Genomic DNA, 20,250 nt, shown 5'->3' on the forward strand with positions numbered 1-20,250 from the left:
GCCGCCAATACCGCCCGATGGAGTAATCGAGAGCAACACCGGTTCCCCGAAATGGAGTAAGTCGTGTCCGCACCCCTGGCGAGCGCCACCCGCGGCGTCACCCGCGTGCTCCTCCTCGCCGACGCCCCCGTCCTGCGCCGCGGCCTGGTCAGCATGGTCAACGAGACCGCCGGCATGCAGTCGGTGGGCACCCCGGGCGAGCTCCGCCGGGCGCTGACCCTCGTCGAGACCGCCCGCCCCGACGCCGTGGTCGTCGAGCTGGGTGCCGGTCGCGCCGCCACCCTCAACGTCGTCCGCGACCTGCGCCGCCGCTTCCCCCGGGTCGCCGTCGTCGCGCTGGCCACCTCCGAGGACCCGGCCGTCGTGAACGAGGCCGTCGCCGCCGGTGTCCGCGGCTACCTCATGCTCAACACCTCGCCGACCCTGCTCGGCTGGGCGATCCTGGCCGCCCGTGCCGGCCGCACCGTGGTGGACCCGCAGATCCGCCGGGTCGAGGGTGCCGCCGCCGCGCCGGTGGCCAAGCCGCTCACCCCCGAGGTGCCGCTGACCCGCCGCGAGCAGGACGTCCTCGACGAGCTGCTGCAGGGCCAGTCCAACCGCCAGATCGGCCGCAACCTGTTCATCAGCGAGGACACCGTCAAGTCGCACGTCAAGGCGATCCTGCGCAAGCTGGGTGCCCGGGACCGCGCGCACGCCGTCTCCCTGGTCCTGTCCTCGCGCGGCACCGCCGCCTGCAGCTGCGGCGCCCACGCCGTGGCCGCCGCCCCCGCCCCCGTGGAGGTCTGAACCTCCATCCACTCTGCCCGGACCGTCCGCCTCCTCGGCGGTCCGGCACCGCGGGCCTCTCGGTCCGCTCCGGTCCGCGGGCCGGTCCCCACTGACCCGGGGGCCGGCCCGCGGCCGTGTGGTGCGGGCCCCCCGGGCCCGGTCCGGTCCGTCGGTGCCGGGTCGTACTGTCGGACGGCGATGGCAGGCCGTCTTCCCCCCGCCCACCGGGCCGCCGCCGTGCCGGCCGCCCGGACCCGCCGTCCGGCACCGCCGGAGCCGCCCGGCAGCGACGCGCTGTGGGACATGGAGCGCTCGCTGCGCCGGCGCGGGTTCTCCGCCGTCGCCGGCGCCGACGAGGCCGGCCGCGGCGCCTGCGCCGGCCCGCTCGTGGCCGCCGCCTGCGTGCTGCCCGCCGGCCGCCGCGGCCGCGTGCCGGGGCTCGCCGACTCCAAGCTGCTCACCGCCGCCGCCCGCGACCGGGCCTACGACGAGATCGTCGACCGCGCGGTCTCCTGGTCGGTGGTGGTCATCCCGGTCGAGGACCTCGACGCGCGCGGCATGCACGTCACCAACCTCGAGGCGCTGCGCCGCGCGGTGAGCGCGCTCGACCCGCCGGCCGACTACGTGCTCACCGACGGCTTCCCGGTGCCCGGCCTCGGCGTGCCCACCCTCGCCGTCTGGAAGGGCGACCGGGTGGCGGCGTGCGTGGCCGCGGCGTCGGTGCTGGCGAAGGTCACCCGGGACCGGATCATGCTCGACCTGCACGAGCGGTTCCCCGAGTACGACTTCGCCGTGCACAAGGGCTACACGACCGGCGCGCACACGGCCGCGCTGGAGCGTCACGGCCCCTGCCCGGAGCACCGGTCGCGCTTCGTCAACGTCGTCCGCGCCCGCGACGCGCACGCCGGCCGGGAACTCCACCTCACCGCCGCGGGCGGCATGGTCGATGATGGGGGCATGCGCACGATCTCCGGAGACCCGCGATGAGCACCGAGGACCTGGAGAAGTACGAGACCGAGATGGAGCTGCAGCTCTATCGCGAGTACCGGGACATCGTCCGCCAGTTCACCTACGTGGTGGAGACCGAGCGGCGCTTCTACCTGGCCAACTCCGTCGACCTGCAGGTGCGCGAGGCCGGCGGCGAGGTGTTCTTCGAGCTCAAGCTCTCCGACGCCTGGGTGTGGGACATGTACCGCCCGGCCCGCTTCGTGCGGAACGTGCGCGTGCTGACGTTCAAGGACGTCAACGTCGAGGAGCTCGACAAGCCCGACCTCGAGCTGCCCGACGGGCCCCGCATCACCTGATGTCGCCTCCACGCCCCGGACGCTGACCGGCGGGGCCGACGGGACCGCCGCGGCCGTCCACAGGCGCGTCCGGTGTCCACAGACGTCGCCGGACGCCCCCTCCCGGGGCCGGCCGCGGTGACGGTCGGCGGGTGCCCACTCCCTCCGAACTCGGCAGCCGCGGCGAGTCGATCGCCGCGACCTACCTCACCGACGCCGGCCTGCGCGTCCTCGACCGCAACTGGCGCTGCCGCGACGGCGAGCTCGACATCGTCGCCCGCGACGGCGCGGCGATCGTCTTCTGCGAGGTGAAGACCCGCCGCGCCACCGGCTTCGGCCACCCGGTCGAGGCGGTGCCGGCCGCCAAGCAGCGGCGCCTGCGCACGCTGGCCCGGCGCTGGCTCGCCGCCCACGACGAGCACGCGCCCGACCTGCGCTTCGACGTCGTCGGCGTCCTCGTCCGCCCGGCGGGCCCGGCGCTCGTCACCCACCTGCGCGGGGCGTTCTCGTGACCCTGGCCCGCACCTGGTCGGTCGGCCTGGCCGGCGTCACCGGCGCGATGGTCGAGGTCGAGGTCGACATGTCGGCGGGCCTCCCCGGCGTCGCGCTGGTCGGCCTGCCCGACGCCGTGGTGCGCCAGTCGGTCGACCGGGTCCGCGCCGCCGTGGTGAACACCGGGGCGTCGTGGCCGATGCGCCGCATCACCATCGGGCTCTCGCCGGCCTCCATGCCCAAGCAGGGGAGCGGGTTCGACCTCGCGCTGGCCGCCGCGGTCCTGGCCGCCGCGGGCGCGGTGCCCGCCGACGCGGCCGACGGGCTGGTGCTGCTCGGCGAGCTCGGCCTCGACGGGTCGGTGCGCCCGGTGCGCGGCGTCCTGCCGGCCGTGCTCGCCGCCAGGCGCGCGGGGCACCGCACCGTCGTCGTCCCGGCCGGCAACGCCGACGAGGCGGCCCTGGTCGACGGCGCGGAGGTGCTGCCCGCCGGGACGCTGGGCGACCTCGTCGACCACCTGTCCGGGCGGGCCCGGCTCGCGGCGCACGCCCGCGGTCCGCTGCCGCCCCCCGCGCCGGTGCCCGACCTCGGGGACGTCGTCGGCCAGGCGGCCGGGCGGCGCGCGGTCGAGGTCGCCGCGGCCGGCGGGCACCACCTGTTCCTCACCGGCCCGCCCGGCGCGGGCAAGACGATGCTCGCCGAGCGGCTGCCCGGGCTGCTGCCGGTCCTCGACGAGCGCGCCGCGCTGGAGGTCACCGCCATCCACTCGGTGGCGGGCACGCTCCCGCCCGACGCCCCGTTCGTGAGCCGGCCGCCCTTCGAGGCACCGCACCACTCGGCCACGATGGCGGCCCTGGTCGGCGGCGGCTCCGGCGCCATCCGCCCCGGCGCCCTGTGCCGCGCCCACCGGGGCGTGCTGTTCCTCGACGAGGCGCCGGAGTTCCCGCGGGCGACGCTCGACACCCTGCGCCAGCCGCTCGAGCGGGGCGCGGTGACCATCAGCCGGGCGGCGGGGTCGGCCACCTTCCCGTGCCGCGCCCAGCTGGTGCTGGCCGCCAACCCGTGCCCGTGCGCCAGCGCCGCCGGGGACGCGGCCTGCACCTGCAGCCCGCTGGAGCGCCGCCGGTACCAGGCGCGGCTGTCGGGCCCGCTGCTCGACCGGATCGACCTGCGGGTCGAGCTGCCGCCGGTCGGACGCGCCGCGTGGCTCGGCGCCGGTGCCGAGCCGGAGTCGACGACGACCGTGGCGGCCCGGGTCGCGGTCGCGCGGGAGGCCGCCGCCGCCCGGCTGCGGGGCACCGGCCTGGCGCTCAACAGCCAGGTGCCCGGCCGGCTGCTCCGGGAGCGGTGGCCGGTGCCCCGGCCGGCACTGGCGCTGGCCGAGCGCGCGCTCGACCGCGGCCTGCTGTCGGTGCGTGGCCTCGACCGGGTGCTGCGGGTGTCCTGGACGCTCGCCGACCTCGACGGGCGTCCCGTGCCGCACGCCGACGACGTGGCCGAGGCGCTCGGCATGCGGCTGCAGCGGGTGGCCGCGTGACCGGGCTGGAGGACGACCTCGCCGCGGCGGTCGAGGCGCCGGGCACCCCCGACGGCGCGGCCGGCGTGCGCCGGGCCAGGGCGTGGCTCACCCGGGCCGCCGAGCCCGGCTCGGTGGCCCTGTGGCGGTACGTCGAGGACGTCGGCCCCGCGGCGGCGGTGCGCGCGCTGCGGGACGGCACCGCACCGGCCGCCCTGCGCGCCCTCGTCGGCGCGCGGGCGGAGCAGGACGCCAGCCTCGCCGACCTCCGCCGCGCCGAGCGCTGCGGCGCCCGGCTCGTCGTGCCCGAGGACGACGAGTGGCCGGCGTTCGCCCTGCACCCGCTGACCGTGGCCGCGCACGCCGGCGGGGGAGACAGCGGGGACGGCGGCGGGGGAGACCTCGACCGCACGAAGGCGCTGATGCCGCCGATGGCACTGTGGGTGCGGGGCGAGGCGCCGCTCGACGCGGCCGTCGACCGATCGGTGGCCGTGGTCGGGTCACGGGCCTCGACGTCCTACGGCGAGCACGTCGCCGCCGAGTTCGGCGCGCAGCTGGGGGAGCGGGGCTGGACGGTGGTCTCCGGCGGCGCCTACGGCATCGACGTCGCCGCGCACCGCGGGGCGCTGGCCGCCGGTGCGCCGACCGTGGCGGTGCTGGCGTGCGGCGTCGACCGCGCCTACCCGGCCGCGCACTCGACGGTCTTCGCCCGCATCGTCGACGGCGGCGGGCTGCTGGTCAGCGAGTGGCCGCCGGGCGCGGCACCGCACCGGCACCGCTTCCTGGTCCGCAACCGGCTCATCGCCGGGCTCACCCGCGGCACCGTGGTGGTGGAGGCCGCGGCCCGCTCCGGTGCGCAGGCCACCGCCCGCCGCGCGCAGGCGCTGGGGAAGCGGGTGCTGGTCGTGCCGGGCCCGGTCACCTCGGCGCTGTCGGTCGGGTGCCACGAGCTGCTGCGCGACGCGGAGTCCGGCGCCCGGCTGGTCTCCAGCGCCGCGCAGGTGATCGAGGAGGTGGGCGACCTGGGCAGCGACCTCGCCGACCCGCCCGACCGGCCGGACTCCCCGCGCGACGGGCTGTCGGACCTCGCGCGGCGGGTGCTCGACGCCTGCCCGGTGCGCGCCGGGGTGAGCGCCGAGCGGCTGGCGGCGGTCGCCGGCTGCGGGCCGCTGGAGGCGATGCGGGTGCTGCCCGGCCTGGAGATCTCCGGGCTGGTCGAGTGGACCGGCACCGGCTGGCGGCTGGCCCCGCCACCGGAGCGGGCGCGGCGCCGCTGAGGACGGTGGGACGCCCGTTCCGTCGCGGGCGGCCGACCGGCGCGGCGCCTTGACCGGGCGGGGGTGTCGTCGGACGGTCGGGACGTGACCGCCCGGACCGCCGACGCCCGCGCCGCGCTGCCGCCGGCGCTCGCCGCGGCGCTCGAGGGCTACGAGGACGCCCTCACCGGGGAGCGCGACCTCTCGGCGCACACCGTCCGGGGATACGTCACCGACGCGGTCTGGCTGCTCGACCACCTCGCCCGCCGCGGCGGCACCCGCGTCGACGAGCTCGACCTCGCCGTACTGCGCAGCTGGCTCGCGCAGGGCCGGACGAAGGGCGCCAGCCGGGCGACCACCGCCCGCCGCGCCGCCGCGGCCCGCTCGTTCACCGCCTGGCTGCGCCGCGCCGGCCTGACCCCCGAGGACGTCGGCCTGCGGCTGGTCAGCCCCAAGGCCCACCGCACGCTGCCCGACGTGCTCGCCCCCGACCAGGCCCGCGCGGTCGTCGAGTCCACCGCCGGCGCCGACGACCCGGTGGGCCTGCGCGACGCCGCCGTCCTGGAGCTGCTCTACGCCAGCGGCATCCGCGTGAGCGAGCTGGTCGGCCTCGACGTCGACGACGTCGACCGCGGACGCCGGCTGCTGCGGGTGCTCGGCAAGGGGCGCAAGGAGCGCAGCGTGCCCTACGGCGCCCCGGCGGAGCGGGCGCTCGACGCCTGGCTGGTGCGTGGCCGGCCGGCGCTGGCCACAGCCGACTCCGGCCCGGCCCTGCTGCTCGGGGCGCGCGGACGCCGCCTGGACGCGCGCGAGGCCCGGCGCACCGTGCACGCCGCCGTGGCGAAGGCCCCCGGGGCGCCCGACGTCGGGCCGCACGGGCTGCGGCACTCGGCGGCCACCCACGTGCTCGAGGGCGGCGCCGACCTGCGCTCGGTCCAGGAGCTGCTCGGCCACGCTAGCCTCGCGACGACGCAGATCTACACGCACGTGACGGTCGAGCGGCTGCGGGCGGTGCACGCCCAGGCCCACCCGAGGGCCTGAGCGCCCGCCGTGCCCGAGACCACCCGGCCCGCCCCGCCGCACCGCGGGGACCCGACCGACCACCACACGGGGAGCGCAGACGTGCCCGAGGCGACCATCCACCGGATCGGGGGGTCCGACGAGGACGCCGACGCGGCGCTCGCCGACCTCTGGGCGCAGTACGTCGCCGACCGGTCACCCGCGCTGCGCGACCGGCTGATCCTGCACTACGCCCCCCTGGTGAAGTACGTCGCCGGCCGGGTCGGCAGCGGCCTGCCCGCGCACGTCGAGCAGGCCGACCTCGTCTCCCACGGCACCTTCGGCCTCATCGACGCGATCACCCGCTACCAGCCCTCGCGCGAGGTCAAGTTCGAGAGCTACGCGATGGCCCGCATCCGCGGCGCGATCATCGACGAGCTGCGCAGCACCGACTGGATCCCGCGGTCGGTGCGCAACCGCGCCCGGCAGTTCGAGCGCACGGTCGCCGCGCTGGAGAGCCGCCTGCGGCGCAGCCCCACCGACGAGGAGATCGCGGCGGAGATGGACCTCGACGTCGAGGAGGTCCGGAAGTTCCTCGGCCAGCTGTCCCTGGTCAACGTCGTCGCGCTCGACGAGCTGCTGACCGACGACGAGGGCGGCGCCCCGCGCCTGGTCGACACGCTGCAGGACGCCAACGCCCTGGACCCGCAGGCCGTCGCCGAGCACGGCGAGTCCCGCCAGCTGCTGGCCCGCGCCGTCGAGCAACTGCCCGAGCGGGAGAAGGTCGTCGTCAGCCTCTACTACTTCGAGGGGCTGACGCTGGCCGACATCGGCCGCGTCCTCGGCGTCACCGAGAGCCGGATCTGCCAGCTGCACACCAAGGCCGTGCTGCACCTGCGCACGAAGCTGGCCGACATCGCCTGACCGCCCCTCACGGGCGCAGCGGCAGCAGCCGGACCCGCGGCGGGCGCAGCAGCGCCAGCGGGTCGAGGTACACCTCGCCGCGGCGGAGGCCCCAGTGCAGGCACGCCGCGGCCGGACACCCGGCGTGCCCCGGCGCGAGCGTCCCCAGCGGGTCGCCCCGCGCCACGCCCTGCCCCGCGGCGACGGAGGCGGCCACCGGCTCATAGGTCGTCCGCAGGCCGCCGGCGTGGTCGACGCTCACCACCGGCCGCCCGGCGACCATCCCGGCGAAGACGACGACGCCGTCCCCGGCCGCCCGGACGACGTCGCCCGGCACGCCGCCGAGGTCGGCGCCGCGGTGGCCCGGGCCGTACGGCGTCGGCGGCGGCTCGAACGGCCGGGTCACGGCCGGCGGGTCGCCCAGCGGGGACACCCACGGTGACCCGGCCCCGACGACGGCCCCGGCCACGGGCCCGGCGGCCGGCTCGGCCACCGCGGTGGCCGGCGCGAGCAGCGCCGCGAGGGCCAGGAGCAGCACCGGCAGCAGGCGGGGGAGCACGCCGGCGAGCCTCGCGCCCCGATGGACGCAGCGAGGCCCGGAGGGCCGGCCTGTGGACGGACCCGACGGCGGGGGAGGGGCCCGGACGGCGCCGCGTATGCTGTCAGGCGCGACCCGTCTGTGCGGGTCGACTCCGCGCGTCCTCCTCCCGCCTCGCACGGCGGGGCAGCCCCACCTCGGTCCCGGTCCCGCACCGGGTCGGTGGGTCAGCAGGACGCCAGGGCGGGCAGCCACCCGGCGCCCGCGTCAACCGAGGAGCGCGGCCGTCCTGCGGCCGCGCGCAGACAGGAAGGCGACCATGGCAGTCGTCAGCATGAAGCAGCTGCTCGACAGCGGCGTGCACTTCGGGCACCAGACCCGCCGCTGGAACCCGAAGATGAAGCGCTTCATCTTCACCGAGCGCAACGGCATCTACATCATCGACCTGCAGCAGACGCTCGGGTACATCGACGCGGCGTACGAGTTCGTCAAGCAGACGGTCTCGCACGGCGGCACGATCCTGTTCGTCGGCACCAAGCGCCAGGCGCAGGAGGTCGTCGCCGAGCAGGCGCAGCGCGTCGGCATGCCCTACGTCAACCAGCGCTGGCTGGGCGGCATGCTCACCAACTTCTCCACCGTCCACAAGCGGCTCCAGCGCCTCAAGGAGCTCGAGGACATGGAGCAGACCGGCGTGATGGCCGGCCTGTCCAAGAAGGAGCAGCTCGGCCTGACCCGCGAGAAGGCCAAGCTCGAGCGCAGCCTCGGCGGCATCCGCGACATGCAGAAGGTGCCCAGCGCCATCTGGATCGTCGACACCAAGAAGGAGCACATCGCCGTCGGTGAGGCCCGCAAGCTGGGCATCCCGGTCGTCGCGATCCTCGACACCAACTGCGACCCCGACGAGGTCGACTACAAGATCCCGGGCAACGACGACGCGATCCGCGCGATCAACGTGCTGACCCGCGTGGTCGCCGACGCCGTCGCCGAGGGCCTCATGGCCCGCTCGGCGTCGCAGGCCAACGCCGGCCGCGAGGACGGCGGGGAGCAGGCCATCGGTGGCGACGAGCCGCTGCCGGACTGGGAGCGCGAGCTGCTCACCGGCGGTGCGGGCGACGACGGCGCCGCCACCCCGCTCCCCGAGACCCCGGCCGCCCCGCCGGCCGTCTCGGCCGACGTAGTGGCCCCGGTCGAGGGCGTGCCCGCCACCGGCGACACCTCCACCGGCACCCAGGGCGCCCAGAACGGCTGACCCCGCCGGCGCCGCCGTCCCGCCCCCCGCGGGCCGGGCGGCGGCGCCGCGGCACGTCCGCACCACCCCCTTCAGACCCGTGAGGAAGTGACATGCCCGCCTTCACCGCTGCCGACGTCAAGCGCCTCCGCGACGCCACCGGCGCCGGCATGATGGACGCCAAGAAGGCCCTGACCGAGGCCGACGGCGAGTACGACAAGGCCATCGAGCTGCTGCGCATCAAGGGTGCCAAGGACGTCGGCAAGCGCCTCGAGCGCTCCACGACCAACGGCATCGTCGTCAGCAAGCACGGCGCCCTGCTCGAGCTCGACTGCGAGACCGACTTCGTCGCCAAGAACGCCGACTTCGTCGCGCTGGCCGAGCGGCTCATCGAGATCGTCCTCGAGCAGTCCCCGGCGACCCTGGACGACCTCATGGCCGTCCAGGTCGAGGGCCAGACCGTCGCCCAGCTGATCGAGTCCGAGTCCGCCCGCATCGGCGAGAAGCTCGTCCTCTCCCGCTTCGCCACCTTCGAGGGCCCGACCGCGGTGTACCTGCACAAGCGGGCCACCGACCTGCCGCCGGCCATCGGCGTCGCCGTGCAGTACCAGGGCGGCGACGAGGAGGCCGCGCGCTCGCTGGCGATGCACATCGCCGCCGCGCGCCCGCGCTACCTGACCCGCGAGGAGGTCCCGGCGGAGGCCGTCGAGACCGAGCGCCGCGTGGCCGAGCAGACGGCGAAGGAGGAGGGCAAGCCCGAGCAGGCGATCGTCAAGATCGTCGAGGGCCGGGTCAACGCCTACTACAAGGACTTCGTCCTGCTCGAGCAGCCGTCGATCACCGAGCCCAAGCGCACGGTGAAGCAGATCGTCGACGAGGCGGGCCTGACCGTGCAGCGGTTCGCCCGCTTCGAGGTCGGCCAGGCCTGACCTCCAGGCAGCACGAGGCACCCCACCGGCCCCGTCCCGCACCCGGGACGGGGCCGGTGGCCTGTCCGGGCCCGGCTGGCGCCGCGCGGCCCGTTTGGCAGGATCACCGGAACGACGTCGAGCGAGGGATGGACCGTTGACCGACACCGCCGCGCCGCAGACCGCGCCGCAGAGCCCGCCGCTCTCGGCCCCCAGTGCCTTCCAGCCCGCCGACGGCGCGGGCTACCAGCGGGTGCTCCTCAAGCTCTCCGGTGAGGCCTTCGGGGGCGGGAAGGTCGGCGTCGACTCGGGCATCGTCCACGACATCGCCACCCAGCTGGCCGCCGTCGTCGACTCGGGCACGCAGGTCGCCGTCGTCGTCGGCGGGGGCAACTTCTTCCGCGGCGCCGAGCTGTCGCAGGCGGGTATGGACCGCCGGCAGGCCGACTACATGGGCATGCTCGGCACGGTCATGAACGCCCTGGCCCTGCAGGCGTTCTGCGAGCAGGTCGGCCTGCAGACCCGGGTGCAGACGGCGATCGAGATGGGCCAGGTCGCCGAGCCCTACATCCCGCGCAAGGCCGTGCGGCACATGGAGAAGGGCCGGCTGGTCATCTTCGGCGCCGGCGCCGGCATGCCGTACTTCTCCACCGACACCGTCGCCGCCCAGCGCGCGCTGGAGATCGGCTGCCAGGTGCTGCTCATGGCCAAGAACGGCGTCGACGGCGTGTACGACGACGACCCGCGCACCAACCCGGCGGCGACCATGTACCGCGACCTCGACTACGCCACGGTCCTCGCCGACCAGCTCAAGGTCGCCGACGCCACCGCTATCAGCCTCTGCATGGACAACCGCATGCCGATCGTGGTGTTCAACCTGCTGCGTGACGGCAACATCGCCGCCGCCGTGGCGGGTGAGAGGATCGGGACGCTGATCAGCTGAGCGGGCGCCGCCCGGGCGCCGGCTCCGCAGCACACCGCACCGCACCGCAGGACGACGGCGGACACCGCCCGCCGCAGGAGGAGAGACCCGTGATCGACGACACCCTGCTCGACGCCGAGGAGCGGATGGACAAGGCCCTGTCGGTCGCGCGGGAGGACCTCGGCTCGGTGCGCACCGGACGCGCCGCCCCGTCGATGTTCAACAAGATCCTCGTCGACTACTACGGCGCACCCACCCCGGTGCCGCAGATGTCGTCGATCACCGTGCCCGAGGCGCGGATGGCGGTCATCAAGCCCTACGACAACAGCCAGCTCTCGGCGATCGAGCGGTCGATCCGCGACAGCGACCTGGGCGTCAACCCGACCAACGACGGCCAGATCATCCGCGTGGTCTTCCCGCAGCTGACCGAGGAGCGCCGCCGCGACCTGGTGAAGCAGGCGCGCAGCAAGGGCGAGGACGCCAAGGTCGCCATCCGCAACGTGCGCCGCCGGGCCAAGGAGGAGCTCGACCGCATCGCCAAGGACGGCGAGGCCGGCGAGGACGACGTGCGCCGCGCGGAGAAGGAGCTCGACGACCTCACCGCGCAGCACGTCGCGAGCATCGACGAGGCGGTCAAGAACAAGGAGACCGAGCTGCTCGAGGTCTGAGCCGCTCCGCCCCGCCCCTCCGATGACCTCCCGTCCCGACGCCGCCGGGGCCGGTCCGTCCGGCGCAGCCCCCGAGGGGGCGGCCGACACCGGGCCGATCCCGGCCGTCCGGCGTGCACCCTCACCCCCGCCGCCGGCGGGCGGCCACGGTCCGGCGACCGGCCCCGTCCGGCCGGTGGCCCCGCCGACCAGCCCGATCGCGGTGCCGCGGGCCGAGCCGCCCGGCACCCAGGAGATCGCCGTCCCGGCCCCCGCCGTCCCGCCCGCCGACGCCCCGGTGGCCGGCGTCCCGGCGGTGGCGGCGGACGACCACGACACCCACGGCGGCCCGGTGATCGCCCCGGTGCCCGGCCCCGACCCCGAGCCGGACCTCGTCCCGCCGAAGAGCAGCCGCGCCGGGCGCGACCTGGTCGCGGCCATCGGCGTGGGCCTCGGCCTCGGCGCGGTCATCATCGCCTCGCTGCTGGTCTACCCGCCGGCGTTCCTCGGCGTCATCGCCGTGGCGATCCTGGTCGGCGTCGTCGAGCTGGTCCGGGCGCTGGAGGCCGGCAACGTCCGGGTGCCGCTCGCGCCGGTCCTCGTGGGCACGGTGGCGATGCTCGCGCTGGCCTGGACCCGCGGCACCGACGGGCTGGTCGCCGGGTTCCTGTTCATCGTCGTCGCCGTCCTGCTGTGGCGGCTCGGCGACGGCCCCGAGGGCTACCTGCGCGACGCCACCGCCGGCGTCTTCGTCGCCCTCTACGTCCCGCTGCTCGCCGGGTTCGCCGTGCTGCTGCTGGTGCCCGACGACGGCGCCGCCCGGGTGCTGGCGTTCATCGCCACCGTGGTCGGCAACGACGTCGGCGGCTACGCGGCCGGCGTCCTGTTCGGGCGGCACCCCATGGCGCCGACGGTGAGCCCGAAGAAGTCCTGGGAGGGGATGGCCGGCTCGATCGTGGCCTGCGTCGCCGTCGCCACGCCGATCGTCACCCTCGCCCTCGGCGGGCCGTGGTGGGGCGGCGTGCTCTTCGGCGTCTGCCTCGCGGTGAGCGCGACGGTGGGCGACCTGGGCGAGTCGCTGATCAAGCGGGACCTCGGCATCAAGGACATGGGCACGCTGCTGCCCGGCCACGGCGGGATCATGGACCGGCTCGACAGCCTGCTGCCGTCGGCCGCCGTCGCCTACCTGCTGCTGGCCTGGGTGGCGCCGCCCGCCTGACGCCGGGCCACCTCCCACACCGACCCGGCGACGGCGAAGCCGCGCCGGGCGTACCAGTGCCGCGGCCAGTCCGCGGCGTCGGCCTCGAGCGCGACCAGGTCGCACCCGGCGTCGGCGGCCAGCCGCACGAGGCGGGCGAGGACGGCGTCGGCGGCGCCCCGCCCGCGGGCGGCGGGCTCGGTCTCCACGGCCTCGATCGCCGCCGTCGCGCCGTCGACCCGCAGCTGACCGGCGGCGACGACGCGGCCGCCGTCCCGGACCGCCACCTCGTGCACCGCCACGACGGTGCCGGTGAGCGGCTCCCGGCCGACGAGCTGGGCGACCACCTCGTCCCGGTCGGGCAGGCCGGCGGGCAGGTCGCGCCGCCAGGCCTCGGTGCGGAAGGCGCGCACCTGCGGCTCGGCCAGCACCTCCGCCCGCTCGCCGCCCGGCAGCGGCGGGTGGGCCGGGCGGGTCATGACCAGCAGCTCCGTGGCCTCCCAGCCGGAGGTGGCCAGCTCCGCGGCGACCGCCGCGGCGCCGGGCCAGGACAGCAGCGCGGCGGGCACGGACAGGTCCGCCGCGGCCGCGGCGACGGTGCCCGCGTCGACGGGAGAGCCGAGCAGCAGCCTGTTGTTGTCGTACGAGTGCGGGAAGCGCGGGTCGCGGACCGCCACGCCGCCGGGGACGTCGCGCACGTCGGGGGCCCGGCGCACCGGCAGGGACAGCGACAGGGCGAGCGCCCGGCCGAGCGCGTCGCCGGGCTCGGGCAGCACCGGCGGGACCGGCGGCCGATGGGGCACGACGGCGACCACGGCCGACGTCGGCAGCGGCCCGTACAGGTGCGGGAAGCGCATGCCGCCGGGGTCGCCCGCGACGCCGGGCTCGTCCACGACGGGGTCGGTCAGGCGGGCGGGGTCGACGACGAGCAGCACGAGGTCGCGGCGCCCCGGGAAGAGCCGCTGCGCCGGCAGGTGCACCTGCTCCGGCCGCGACAGGTGCACGAACGGCCCGGGCGGCCGCAGCGCACCGGCGTCGAGGGCGGCCCGCCACTCGCCGCTGGTGCACAGGTGGAGCAGGACGCTCACGGAGCGGGCGCGTCCGGGTCGATGCCGCGGGCGGCGAGCCCGGCCTCGATCGCCTCGCACACCGCCCGGACGACGGCGACGCGGGCGTGGCGCTTGTCGTCGGCGGGCACCATGGTCCAGCGCCCGCCGGGATGGTCGGTGCGCTCGAGCATCTCCTCGACGGCGGCCTCGTACGCGGCCCGCTTCTCCCGGTTGCGCCAGTCCTCGTCGGTGAGCTTCCAGGCGCGGTACGGGTCGGCGGCGCGGGACTCGAAGCGGCGCAGCTGCTCCTCGGGGGAGACGTGCAGCCAGAACTTCACCAGGATCGTGCCCTCGGCGGCCAGCGTGGTCTCCAGGTCGACGATCTCGCCGTAGGCCCGCTGCCACGCCTCGTCGGAGGCGAAGCCCTCCACCCGCTCGACCAGCACCCGGCCGTACCAGGTGCGGTCGAGCACGGCCATGCCGCCCCAGCCGGGCAGCACCGGCCAGAAGCGCCACAGGAAGTGGTGCCGCTTCTCCGTGGGCGTGGGGGCGGCGAACTGGGCGACCCGCACGTGCCGGGGGTCGAGCTCGTCGACCAGCCGCTTGATCGCGCCGCCCTTGCCCGAGGCGTCCCAGCCCTCGAAGAGCACGCACACCGGCGGCCCGATCGGCCCGCCGAGCTGGCCGCCGAGGAACAGCCGCAGGTGCACCAGCCGTTGCTGCGCCTCGGCCAGCTGCTTGTTGCCGTCCTTCTTCGACAGCTCCAGGGTCAGGTCCACGTCGTCGAGTCGGCCCACCCCGCCGAGGGTGGCGCACCCGGCCCGGACGCGCGCGTCAGGGCAGCCGCGCGTGCCGGCGGACCCAGGCGTGCATGGCGATCCCGGCGGCCACGCCGGCGTTGATCGAGCGGGTGGAGCCGAACTGCGCGATGGACAGGACGGCGTCGGCCAGTCCGCGCGCCTCCGGCGAGAGCCCGGTGCCCTCCTGGCCGAACAGCAGCACGCACGCGCGCGGCAGCTCGGCGGTCTCCAGCGGCACGGCGCCGGGCAGGTTGTCGACGGCGAGCACCGGCAGGCCGGCCTCGCGCGCCCACGCGCCGAGGGCGGCGGCGTCGGGGTGGTGGCGCACGTGCAGGTAGCGGTCGGTGACCATCGCCCCGCGGCGGTTCCAGCGTCTGCGGCCGACCACGTGCACCTCGGCGGCGAGGAAGGCGTTCGCCGTGCGCACGACCGTGCCGATGTTCAGGTCGTGCCGCCAGTTCTCGATGGCGACGTGGAAGGCGTGCCGGCGCGGGTCGAGGTCGGCGACGATCGCCTCGACCGTCCAGTAGCGGTACCGGTCGACGACGTTGCGCCGGTCGCCGTGCGCGAGCAGCTCGGGGTCGTAGCGCGGGTCCTCGGGCCACGGGCCCTGCCACGGCCCCACGCCGACGCCGTCGAGCGGACCCGGCGCCGCCGTCTCCCCATCCGTGGCCTCGGGCACCCGGGGGACGCTAGCCCGGCCGCGCCTCCGCCTCCCGGGCGCCCTCGTCCGGCACCATCACTCCGACCTGTGAGCGGGAGATGACCATGAGTGACTGCGAGGTGGGATGACGGCACAGCAGGACGACGAGGCGCCGGGCGCCGCCGACGCGGCCGCGACCCCGTTCGTGGACGACGACGGCCTGATGCCCACGCCGGACCTGCGGGACCTGCTGCCCCTCTGGCTGGCCGCGGAGGACGACGCGGAGGACGACGCGGAGGACGACCCCGCCGAGGACGAGCCCGCCGAGGACGAGGTCGCCATCGCGGTCGAGGAGGTCGCGGTCGAGGAGGTCGCGGTCGAGGAGGTCGCGGTCGAGCCGGCCGCGGCGGGGGAGCCGGCGGACGACGTGGTCCCGGTGGAGGTGGTCCCGGTCGAGGCCACGGTGGCCGTCGACGAGGTGCCCGGCGTCGAGGAGCCTGCCGTCGCGGCGGCCGCAGCAGAGGAGCCTGCCGCCGACGAGCCCGCCGACGAGCCCGCCGACGAGGAGCCGGCGACCGAGGAGGCGGTGGCCGAGGAGGCGGTGGTCCTCGACGTCGCCGACGGCTTCGCGTACGCCGCCGACCTCGGCGCCGACCTCGACGCCGACGTGGACGAGCCCGACGACCCCGCCTGGACGGCCGCGGTGCCGGTGGTGGCGCCCCGGGTCGTCGTCGCCCCGCGGGTGCGGCCGCGCCGCCGCACCGGAACGGCGGTGGCCCTGGGCCTGCTCGCCGCCGGCGGGATCACCGGCGCGGTGCTGCTGGCGGGCTCGGCGTCCGGCCCGGTGCCGACCTCCGCCGTCCAGGCCTCGCCGACGGCCACCGCGACCGCCACCGCCACGGCGACGCGCGCGCCGCGGCCCGTGCGCCCCGTCCTCCCACCGCCGGTCCCCGCCGTCCCGACGACCGCCGTCGAGACCCCGGCCCCGCAGCCGGAGGCCGTCCCCGCGCCGGCGCCCGTGCTCGCCGCCGCGGCGACGAGGGCCCCGGCCGCGGTGGCGCCGCCCGCCGTCCCGCCGGCCGTCGTCCCGCAGGTGGTGCCCGTCCCGCCGCCGGTGGTGGTCCCGGCGCCCGCGCCGGAGCCGGCGCCGGTCCCGGTGGCCCTCCCGACGTCGGCCCCGGTCCCCACGCCCACGCCGACGGCGACCCCGGAGCCGACGCCGACCGCGACGCCGACCCCCACCGCAACCCCGGAGCCGACCCCGACGGAGACGCCCGAGCCGACGCCGACGGAGACGCCCGAGCCGACCCCGACGGGGACGCCGGAGCCGTCGGCGACCCCGGAGCCGAGCGGGGACCCGGCCGCACCGCCCTCCTGAGCGAGCGACCTCACCCGCGGCGCGTCCCACGGCGCCGGGCGGGGTGGGACGATGGAGGGCGCCATGACTGCCCTGCCCCTCGTCTTCGACGCCCCGCGCCGGGGCAAGCCGCCGCGCCACCTCGCCGACCTGACCCGGGAGGAGGCGCGCGCCGTCGTTGCCGACCTCGGGCAGCCGGCGTTCCGCGCCGACCAGCTGGCCCGGCACTTCTTCCGCGGCGTCACCGACCCCGCGCAGATGACCGACGTCCCCGCGGCGGTCCGCGAGACGCTCAGCGAGGCGCTGCTGCCCGGCCTGCTGACCCCGGTGCGCACGCTCAGCGCCGACGGCGGCCGCACGCGCAAGACGCTGTGGCGGCTGCACGACGGCGCCCTGGTCGAGAGCGTGCTCATGCGCTACCCCGACCGCGCCACCGTCTGCATCTCCAGCCAGGCCGGCTGCGGCATGGCCTGTCCCTTCTGCGCCACCGGGCAGAACGGCCTGACCCGCAACCTGTCGGCCGCCGAGATCATCGGCCAGGCGGTCGCGGCCTCGGCGGCGATGGCGAACGGCGAGGTCCCCGGCGGGCCCGGCCGGCTGTCCAACGTCGTCTTCATGGGCATGGGCGAGCCCCTGGCCAACTACCCGCGGGTGCGCGCCACGCTGCGCGCGCTGCTCGGCCAGGCGCCCTACGGCCTCGGCCTGTCGCAGCGGTCGGTCACCGTCTCCACGGTGGGCCTGGTGCCCGGCATCCGAAAGCTCACCGAGGAGGGCATGGCGGTGACCCTCGCGGTCAGCCTGCACGCCCCCGACGACGAGCTGCGCGACACCCTCGTGCCGATCAACACCCGGTGGAAGGTCGCCGAGGTGGTGGAGGCCGCCGACGACTACGCCGCGCGCACCGGCCGCCGCTACTCGGTGGAGTACGCGCTCATCCGCGACGTCAACGACCAGCCCGAGCGGGCCGACCTGCTCGGTCGGCTGCTCGCCGGCAAGCTCGCGCACGTCAACCTCATCCCGCTCAACCCGACGCCGGGCAGCCCGTGGGACGCGAGCCCGCTGCCGGCGCAGCGGGAGTTCGTCGCGCGGCTGCGGGCGGCGGGCGTGCCGACGACGGTCCGCGACACCCGCGGCCAGGACATCGACGGCGCCTGCGGCCAGCTCGCCGCCGCCGACCTCGGGGACGACGCCGGCGTGCCGGCGGTCGCCACCCCCGCGCCCGTGCTGGAGGCACCGGTGCCGCTCGGCGCCGAGGCCGACGCGTGAGCGCCGACGCGTGAGCGGCGCCGCGTGAGCGCCGGGACCGCCGAGGAGTCCGCGGCGGGGGAGCCCGCCGCGCTGCACGAGCACCACCACGGCGACGTCTCCGGCGGCTGGCTGCGCGCCGCGGTCTTCGGCGCCATGGACGGCCTGGTCACCAACACCGCGCTGGTCGCCGGCGTCGGCGGCGGAGGAGCGGCGCCGCGCACGATCGTGCTCACCGGCGTCGCCGGGCTGGTCGCCGGCGCGATCTCCATGGCGCTCGGCGAGTACACGTCGGTGAAGACGCAGAACGAGCAGCTCGACCTCGAGGTGGCCAAGGAACGGCGCGAGCTCGAGCGGCACCCGCAGGAGGAGCTGCGCGAGCTGGTCGGGATGCTGCGCGACCGTGGCGTCGACCCGGACCTCGCCCACGAGGTCGCCGTCCAGCTGTCCCGGGACCCCGAGGTGGCGCTGCGGCTGCACGTCGTCGCCGAGCTCGGCGTCAGCCCCGAGGACCGCCCCTCACCCCGGACGGCGGCCGTCTCGTCGTTCCTGACGTTCTCCCTGGGCGCGGTGCTGCCGCTGCTGCCCTACCTGTTCGGGCTCTCGCTGCTGTGGGTGGCGCTGCTGTGCGGCGCGGTCGGCCTGGTGGCCGCCGGTGCGCTGTCCTCCCGCTTCACCCCGCGGCCGTGGTGGTACGCCGGGCTGCGCCAGCTGCTGTTCGGCGCGCTGGCCGCCGGGGCCACCTACCTGATCGGCGCCGCGATCGGGGTCACCGCCGCCTGAGGCGGCCCCGACACACGGCGGCCCTGACCCGCGACGGCCCCCGACACGCGACGACCCGGCCCGGCGGGTGCCGGACCGGGTCGTCGCGGGACGTCCCGGGGACTGCCGGGCGCTACGGGCGCCAGGCGGTGCGCTTGCGGCGGAGGTCCCACAGCAGCATCACGACGAGGCCCGCGGCGATGCCGAACAGCCACAGGTCCTCCATGCGGCCCTCGTGGTTGCCCCACGTGTAGGCGAGCATCGAGAGCACGGTGAGCCAGCCGGCGATCTGCGCCCACTTGCCGGAGCGGCCGTGCCACCCCCAGTCCTCGGGGCGCTCCTCCTCGACCGGGTGCCCCCCGGCGCGGACGACGCCCTCCTCGCGGTTGGGCTGGTTGACGCGCGTGGTCAGCGCGTTGTCCTGACGGACCCCCGGGCCGTGGTGCTCGCTCACGGTCCCCATCCTGCCAGCCCCGCCCGGAGGCCACCGTTCGAGGTGGTGCGGCGCGTCGGGGAGGATGCGCCGCATGAGCGAGCCGCGCGAGGTGACCGTGCTGGGCTCGACCGGGTCGATCGGCCGGCAGGCGATCGCGGTCGCCGAGCAGAACCCCGACCGGCTGCGGATCACGGCCCTGGCGGCCGGCGGGGGCGACGTCGCCCGGCTGGCCGAGCAGGCCCTCGCGCTCGGCGTGCGCACGGTGGCGGTGGCCCGGGCGACGGCGGCCCAGGACCTGCAGCTCGCCTTCTACGCGGCGGCGTCGCAGCGGGGCTGGGCGCGCGGGGAGTACGCGCTGCCGGAGATCCTCGCCGGGCCGCGCGCCGCCGAGGAGCTGGCCGCCCGCCCGGCCGACGTCGTCCTCAACGGCATCACCGGCTCGATCGGCCTGGGGCCGACGCTCTCCGCGCTCCGGTCCGGCAACACCGTCGCCCTGGCCAACAAGGAGTCGCTGGTCGCCGGCGGCGACCTGGTCACCGCGGCCGCCGCGCCCGGCCAGCTCGTGCCGGTCGACTCCGAGCACTCGGCGCTGGCGCAGTGCCTGCGCGGCGGGGACCGGGGAGAGGTCGCCCGGCTGGTGCTCACCGCCAGCGGCGGGCCCTTCCGCGGGCGCCGGGCCGCGGACCTCGCCGACGTCACCCCCGAGCAGGCGCTGGCGCACCCCACCTGGGACATGGGCCCGGTGGTGACGATCAACTCCGCCACCCTGGTCAACAAGGGCCTGGAGCTCATCGAGGCGCACCTGCTCTTCGGCGTCCCCTACGCCGACATCGACGTCGTCGTGCACCCGCAGTCGATCGTGCACTCGATGGTGACCTTCGCCGACGGCGCGACCATCGCGCAGGCCAGCCCGCCGGACATGCGGCTGCCCATCGCGCTCGCGCTGGCCTGGCCCGACCGGCTGCCGCACGTGCAGCCGGCGCTGGACTGGTCGGCCGCGAGCACCTGGGAGTTCGCGCCGCTGGACGACGACGCGTTCCCGGCGGTGCGCCTCGCGCGGGCGGCGGGGGAGGCCGGCGGCGTCGTCCCCGCGGTCTACAACGCGGCCAACGAGGAGGCGGTCTCCGCCTTCCTGGGGGGACGGCTGCGTTTCCCGGACGTCGTGGGCCTCGTCGCGCGTACCCTCGACGACGCGCCGGACCTCGGCGCCCCCACCTGCGTGGACGACGTGCTGGCCGCTGAGCGCTGGGCCCGGCAGCACGCCCGCGCCGCTCTCGCCGGAGGCCCGAGCTGAGCATCG

General features: G+C 76.7%; 22 protein-coding genes. 17 read left to right on the top strand and 5 right to left on the bottom strand.

The window, feature by feature from the left end; translation table 11 throughout:
• Positions 1-63: 63 nt before the first annotated feature.
• The 8 genes from WA616_RS18735 (at position 64) to whiG (ending at position 7,238) form a co-directional block, all read left to right on the top strand.
• Positions 64-786 carry a response regulator transcription factor gene (locus tag WA616_RS18735; protein WP_336032256.1) on the top strand — a complete coding sequence of 241 codons (723 nt, stop codon included), beginning with the start codon at positions 64-66 and terminating at the stop codon, positions 784-786.
• A 180-nt stretch (positions 787-966) separates the two neighbouring features.
• The gene (locus WA616_RS18740; RefSeq protein ID WP_336032257.1) at positions 967-1,755 is read left to right on the top strand and encodes a ribonuclease HII; all 789 of its coding nucleotides are present in this window, start codon (positions 967-969) and stop codon (positions 1,753-1,755) included.
• On the top strand, positions 1,752-2,072 hold the full coding sequence (locus tag WA616_RS18745; RefSeq protein WP_073421822.1) for a DUF2469 domain-containing protein: 321 nt from the start codon (positions 1,752-1,754) through the stop codon (positions 2,070-2,072). Before WA616_RS18740 ends, WA616_RS18745 begins: the two co-directional genes overlap by 4 nt.
• Positions 2,073-2,203: 131 nt before the next feature.
• Positions 2,204-2,563, top strand: coding sequence for a YraN family protein (locus WA616_RS18750; RefSeq protein WP_073421823.1), 360 nt, complete (start codon positions 2,204-2,206; stop codon positions 2,561-2,563).
• Positions 2,560-4,080, top strand: coding sequence for a YifB family Mg chelatase-like AAA ATPase (locus WA616_RS18755; RefSeq protein ID WP_336032258.1), 1,521 nt, complete (start codon positions 2,560-2,562; stop codon positions 4,078-4,080). Before WA616_RS18750 ends, WA616_RS18755 begins: the two co-directional genes overlap by 4 nt.
• Positions 4,077-5,336 carry a DNA-processing protein DprA gene (gene dprA, locus WA616_RS18760; RefSeq protein WP_336032259.1) on the top strand — a complete coding sequence of 420 codons (1,260 nt, stop codon included), beginning with the start codon at positions 4,077-4,079 and terminating at the stop codon, positions 5,334-5,336. The genes WA616_RS18755 and dprA overlap by 4 nt, the downstream gene beginning before the upstream one ends.
• Before the next feature lie 84 nt (positions 5,337-5,420).
• Complete coding sequence (locus tag WA616_RS18765) at positions 5,421-6,356, top strand: tyrosine recombinase XerC (protein ID WP_336032260.1); 936 nt, start codon at positions 5,421-5,423, stop codon at positions 6,354-6,356.
• A gap of 81 nt (positions 6,357-6,437) precedes the next feature.
• Positions 6,438-7,238: an RNA polymerase sigma factor WhiG gene (gene whiG / locus WA616_RS18770; protein ID WP_336032261.1), complete on the top strand. Its 801-nt coding sequence runs from the start codon at positions 6,438-6,440 to the stop codon at positions 7,236-7,238.
• Positions 7,239-7,245: 7 nt separating this feature from the next.
• On the opposite strand, the gene WA616_RS18775 is transcribed toward whiG, so the two are convergent.
• Complete coding sequence (locus WA616_RS18775; RefSeq protein ID WP_336032262.1) at positions 7,246-7,776, bottom strand: murein hydrolase activator EnvC family protein; 531 nt, start codon at positions 7,774-7,776, stop codon at positions 7,246-7,248.
• Between the two features lie 298 nt (positions 7,777-8,074).
• On the opposite strand from WA616_RS18775, the gene rpsB reads away from it, so the two are divergent.
• From rpsB to WA616_RS18800, 5 genes are all read left to right on the top strand, one after another.
• Entirely contained in the window at positions 8,075-9,004 is a 930-nt protein-coding gene (gene rpsB, locus WA616_RS18780; protein WP_336032263.1) for a 30S ribosomal protein S2, read from the top strand.
• A gap of 92 nt (positions 9,005-9,096) precedes the next feature.
• Entirely contained in the window at positions 9,097-9,912 is an 816-nt protein-coding gene (tsf, locus tag WA616_RS18785) for a translation elongation factor Ts (protein ID WP_073421828.1), read from the top strand.
• Positions 9,913-10,048: 136 nt separating this feature from the next.
• Positions 10,049-10,834 carry a UMP kinase gene (pyrH, locus tag WA616_RS18790; protein WP_073421829.1) on the top strand — a complete coding sequence of 262 codons (786 nt, stop codon included), beginning with the start codon at positions 10,049-10,051 and terminating at the stop codon, positions 10,832-10,834.
• An 89-nt stretch (positions 10,835-10,923) separates the two neighbouring features.
• Complete coding sequence (frr, locus tag WA616_RS18795) at positions 10,924-11,481, top strand: ribosome recycling factor (protein ID WP_073421830.1); 558 nt, start codon at positions 10,924-10,926, stop codon at positions 11,479-11,481.
• Positions 11,482-11,656: 175 nt separating this feature from the next.
• Positions 11,657-12,679, top strand: a complete 1,023-nt coding sequence (locus tag WA616_RS18800) for a phosphatidate cytidylyltransferase (protein ID WP_336032266.1) — start codon at positions 11,657-11,659, stop codon at positions 12,677-12,679.
• Here the strand turns inward: WA616_RS18800 and WA616_RS18805 are convergent.
• From WA616_RS18805 to WA616_RS18815, 3 genes are read right to left on the bottom strand one after another with little or no spacing between them, the layout of a single operon-like run.
• Complete coding sequence (locus tag WA616_RS18805; RefSeq protein ID WP_336032268.1) at positions 12,643-13,746, bottom strand: DUF952 domain-containing protein; 1,104 nt, start codon at positions 13,744-13,746, stop codon at positions 12,643-12,645. The two genes, WA616_RS18800 and WA616_RS18805, sit on opposite strands and share 37 nt — an antisense overlap.
• Positions 13,743-14,504 (bottom strand): polyphosphate kinase 2 family protein, encoded by a 762-nt coding sequence (locus tag WA616_RS18810; RefSeq protein ID WP_336032269.1) that lies wholly within the window; start codon positions 14,502-14,504, stop codon positions 13,743-13,745. The genes WA616_RS18805 and WA616_RS18810 overlap by 4 nt, the downstream gene beginning before the upstream one ends.
• Before the next feature lie 37 nt (positions 14,505-14,541).
• A complete protein-coding gene (locus tag WA616_RS18815; RefSeq protein WP_336032270.1) occupies positions 14,542-15,189 on the bottom strand; it encodes a TrmH family RNA methyltransferase in 648 nt (215 codons plus the stop codon).
• Positions 15,190-15,295: 106 nt separating this feature from the next.
• Between WA616_RS18815 and WA616_RS18820 the strand changes: the two genes are divergently transcribed.
• The 3 genes from WA616_RS18820 (at position 15,296) to WA616_RS18830 (ending at position 18,535) form a co-directional block, all read left to right on the top strand.
• Positions 15,296-16,528 carry a hypothetical protein gene (locus tag WA616_RS18820; RefSeq protein WP_336032272.1) on the top strand — a complete coding sequence of 411 codons (1,233 nt, stop codon included), beginning with the start codon at positions 15,296-15,298 and terminating at the stop codon, positions 16,526-16,528.
• A gap of 63 nt (positions 16,529-16,591) precedes the next feature.
• Positions 16,592-17,773 carry a 23S rRNA (adenine(2503)-C(2))-methyltransferase RlmN gene (gene rlmN, locus WA616_RS18825; protein WP_336032274.1) on the top strand — a complete coding sequence of 394 codons (1,182 nt, stop codon included), beginning with the start codon at positions 16,592-16,594 and terminating at the stop codon, positions 17,771-17,773.
• 24 nt (positions 17,774-17,797) lie between these two features.
• Positions 17,798-18,535 (top strand): VIT1/CCC1 transporter family protein, encoded by a 738-nt coding sequence (locus WA616_RS18830; RefSeq protein WP_336032275.1) that lies wholly within the window; start codon positions 17,798-17,800, stop codon positions 18,533-18,535.
• Between the two features lie 112 nt (positions 18,536-18,647).
• Here the strand turns inward: WA616_RS18830 and WA616_RS18835 are convergent, their stop codons facing one another.
• The gene (locus WA616_RS18835) at positions 18,648-18,968 is read right to left on the bottom strand and encodes a DUF2631 domain-containing protein (protein ID WP_336032277.1); all 321 of its coding nucleotides are present in this window, start codon (positions 18,966-18,968) and stop codon (positions 18,648-18,650) included.
• 73 nt (positions 18,969-19,041) lie between these two features.
• Here WA616_RS18835 and dxr point away from each other — a divergent pair, with 73 nt between their 5' ends.
• Positions 19,042-20,244 carry a 1-deoxy-D-xylulose-5-phosphate reductoisomerase gene (gene dxr / locus WA616_RS18840; protein ID WP_336032279.1) on the top strand — a complete coding sequence of 401 codons (1,203 nt, stop codon included), beginning with the start codon at positions 19,042-19,044 and terminating at the stop codon, positions 20,242-20,244.
• Positions 20,245-20,250: the final 6 nt, after the last annotated feature.

It is taken from the genome of Geodermatophilus sp. FMUSA9-8 (assembly GCF_037034165.1).
Taxonomy (GTDB): domain Bacteria; phylum Actinomycetota; class Actinomycetes; order Mycobacteriales; family Geodermatophilaceae; genus Geodermatophilus; species Geodermatophilus nigrescens.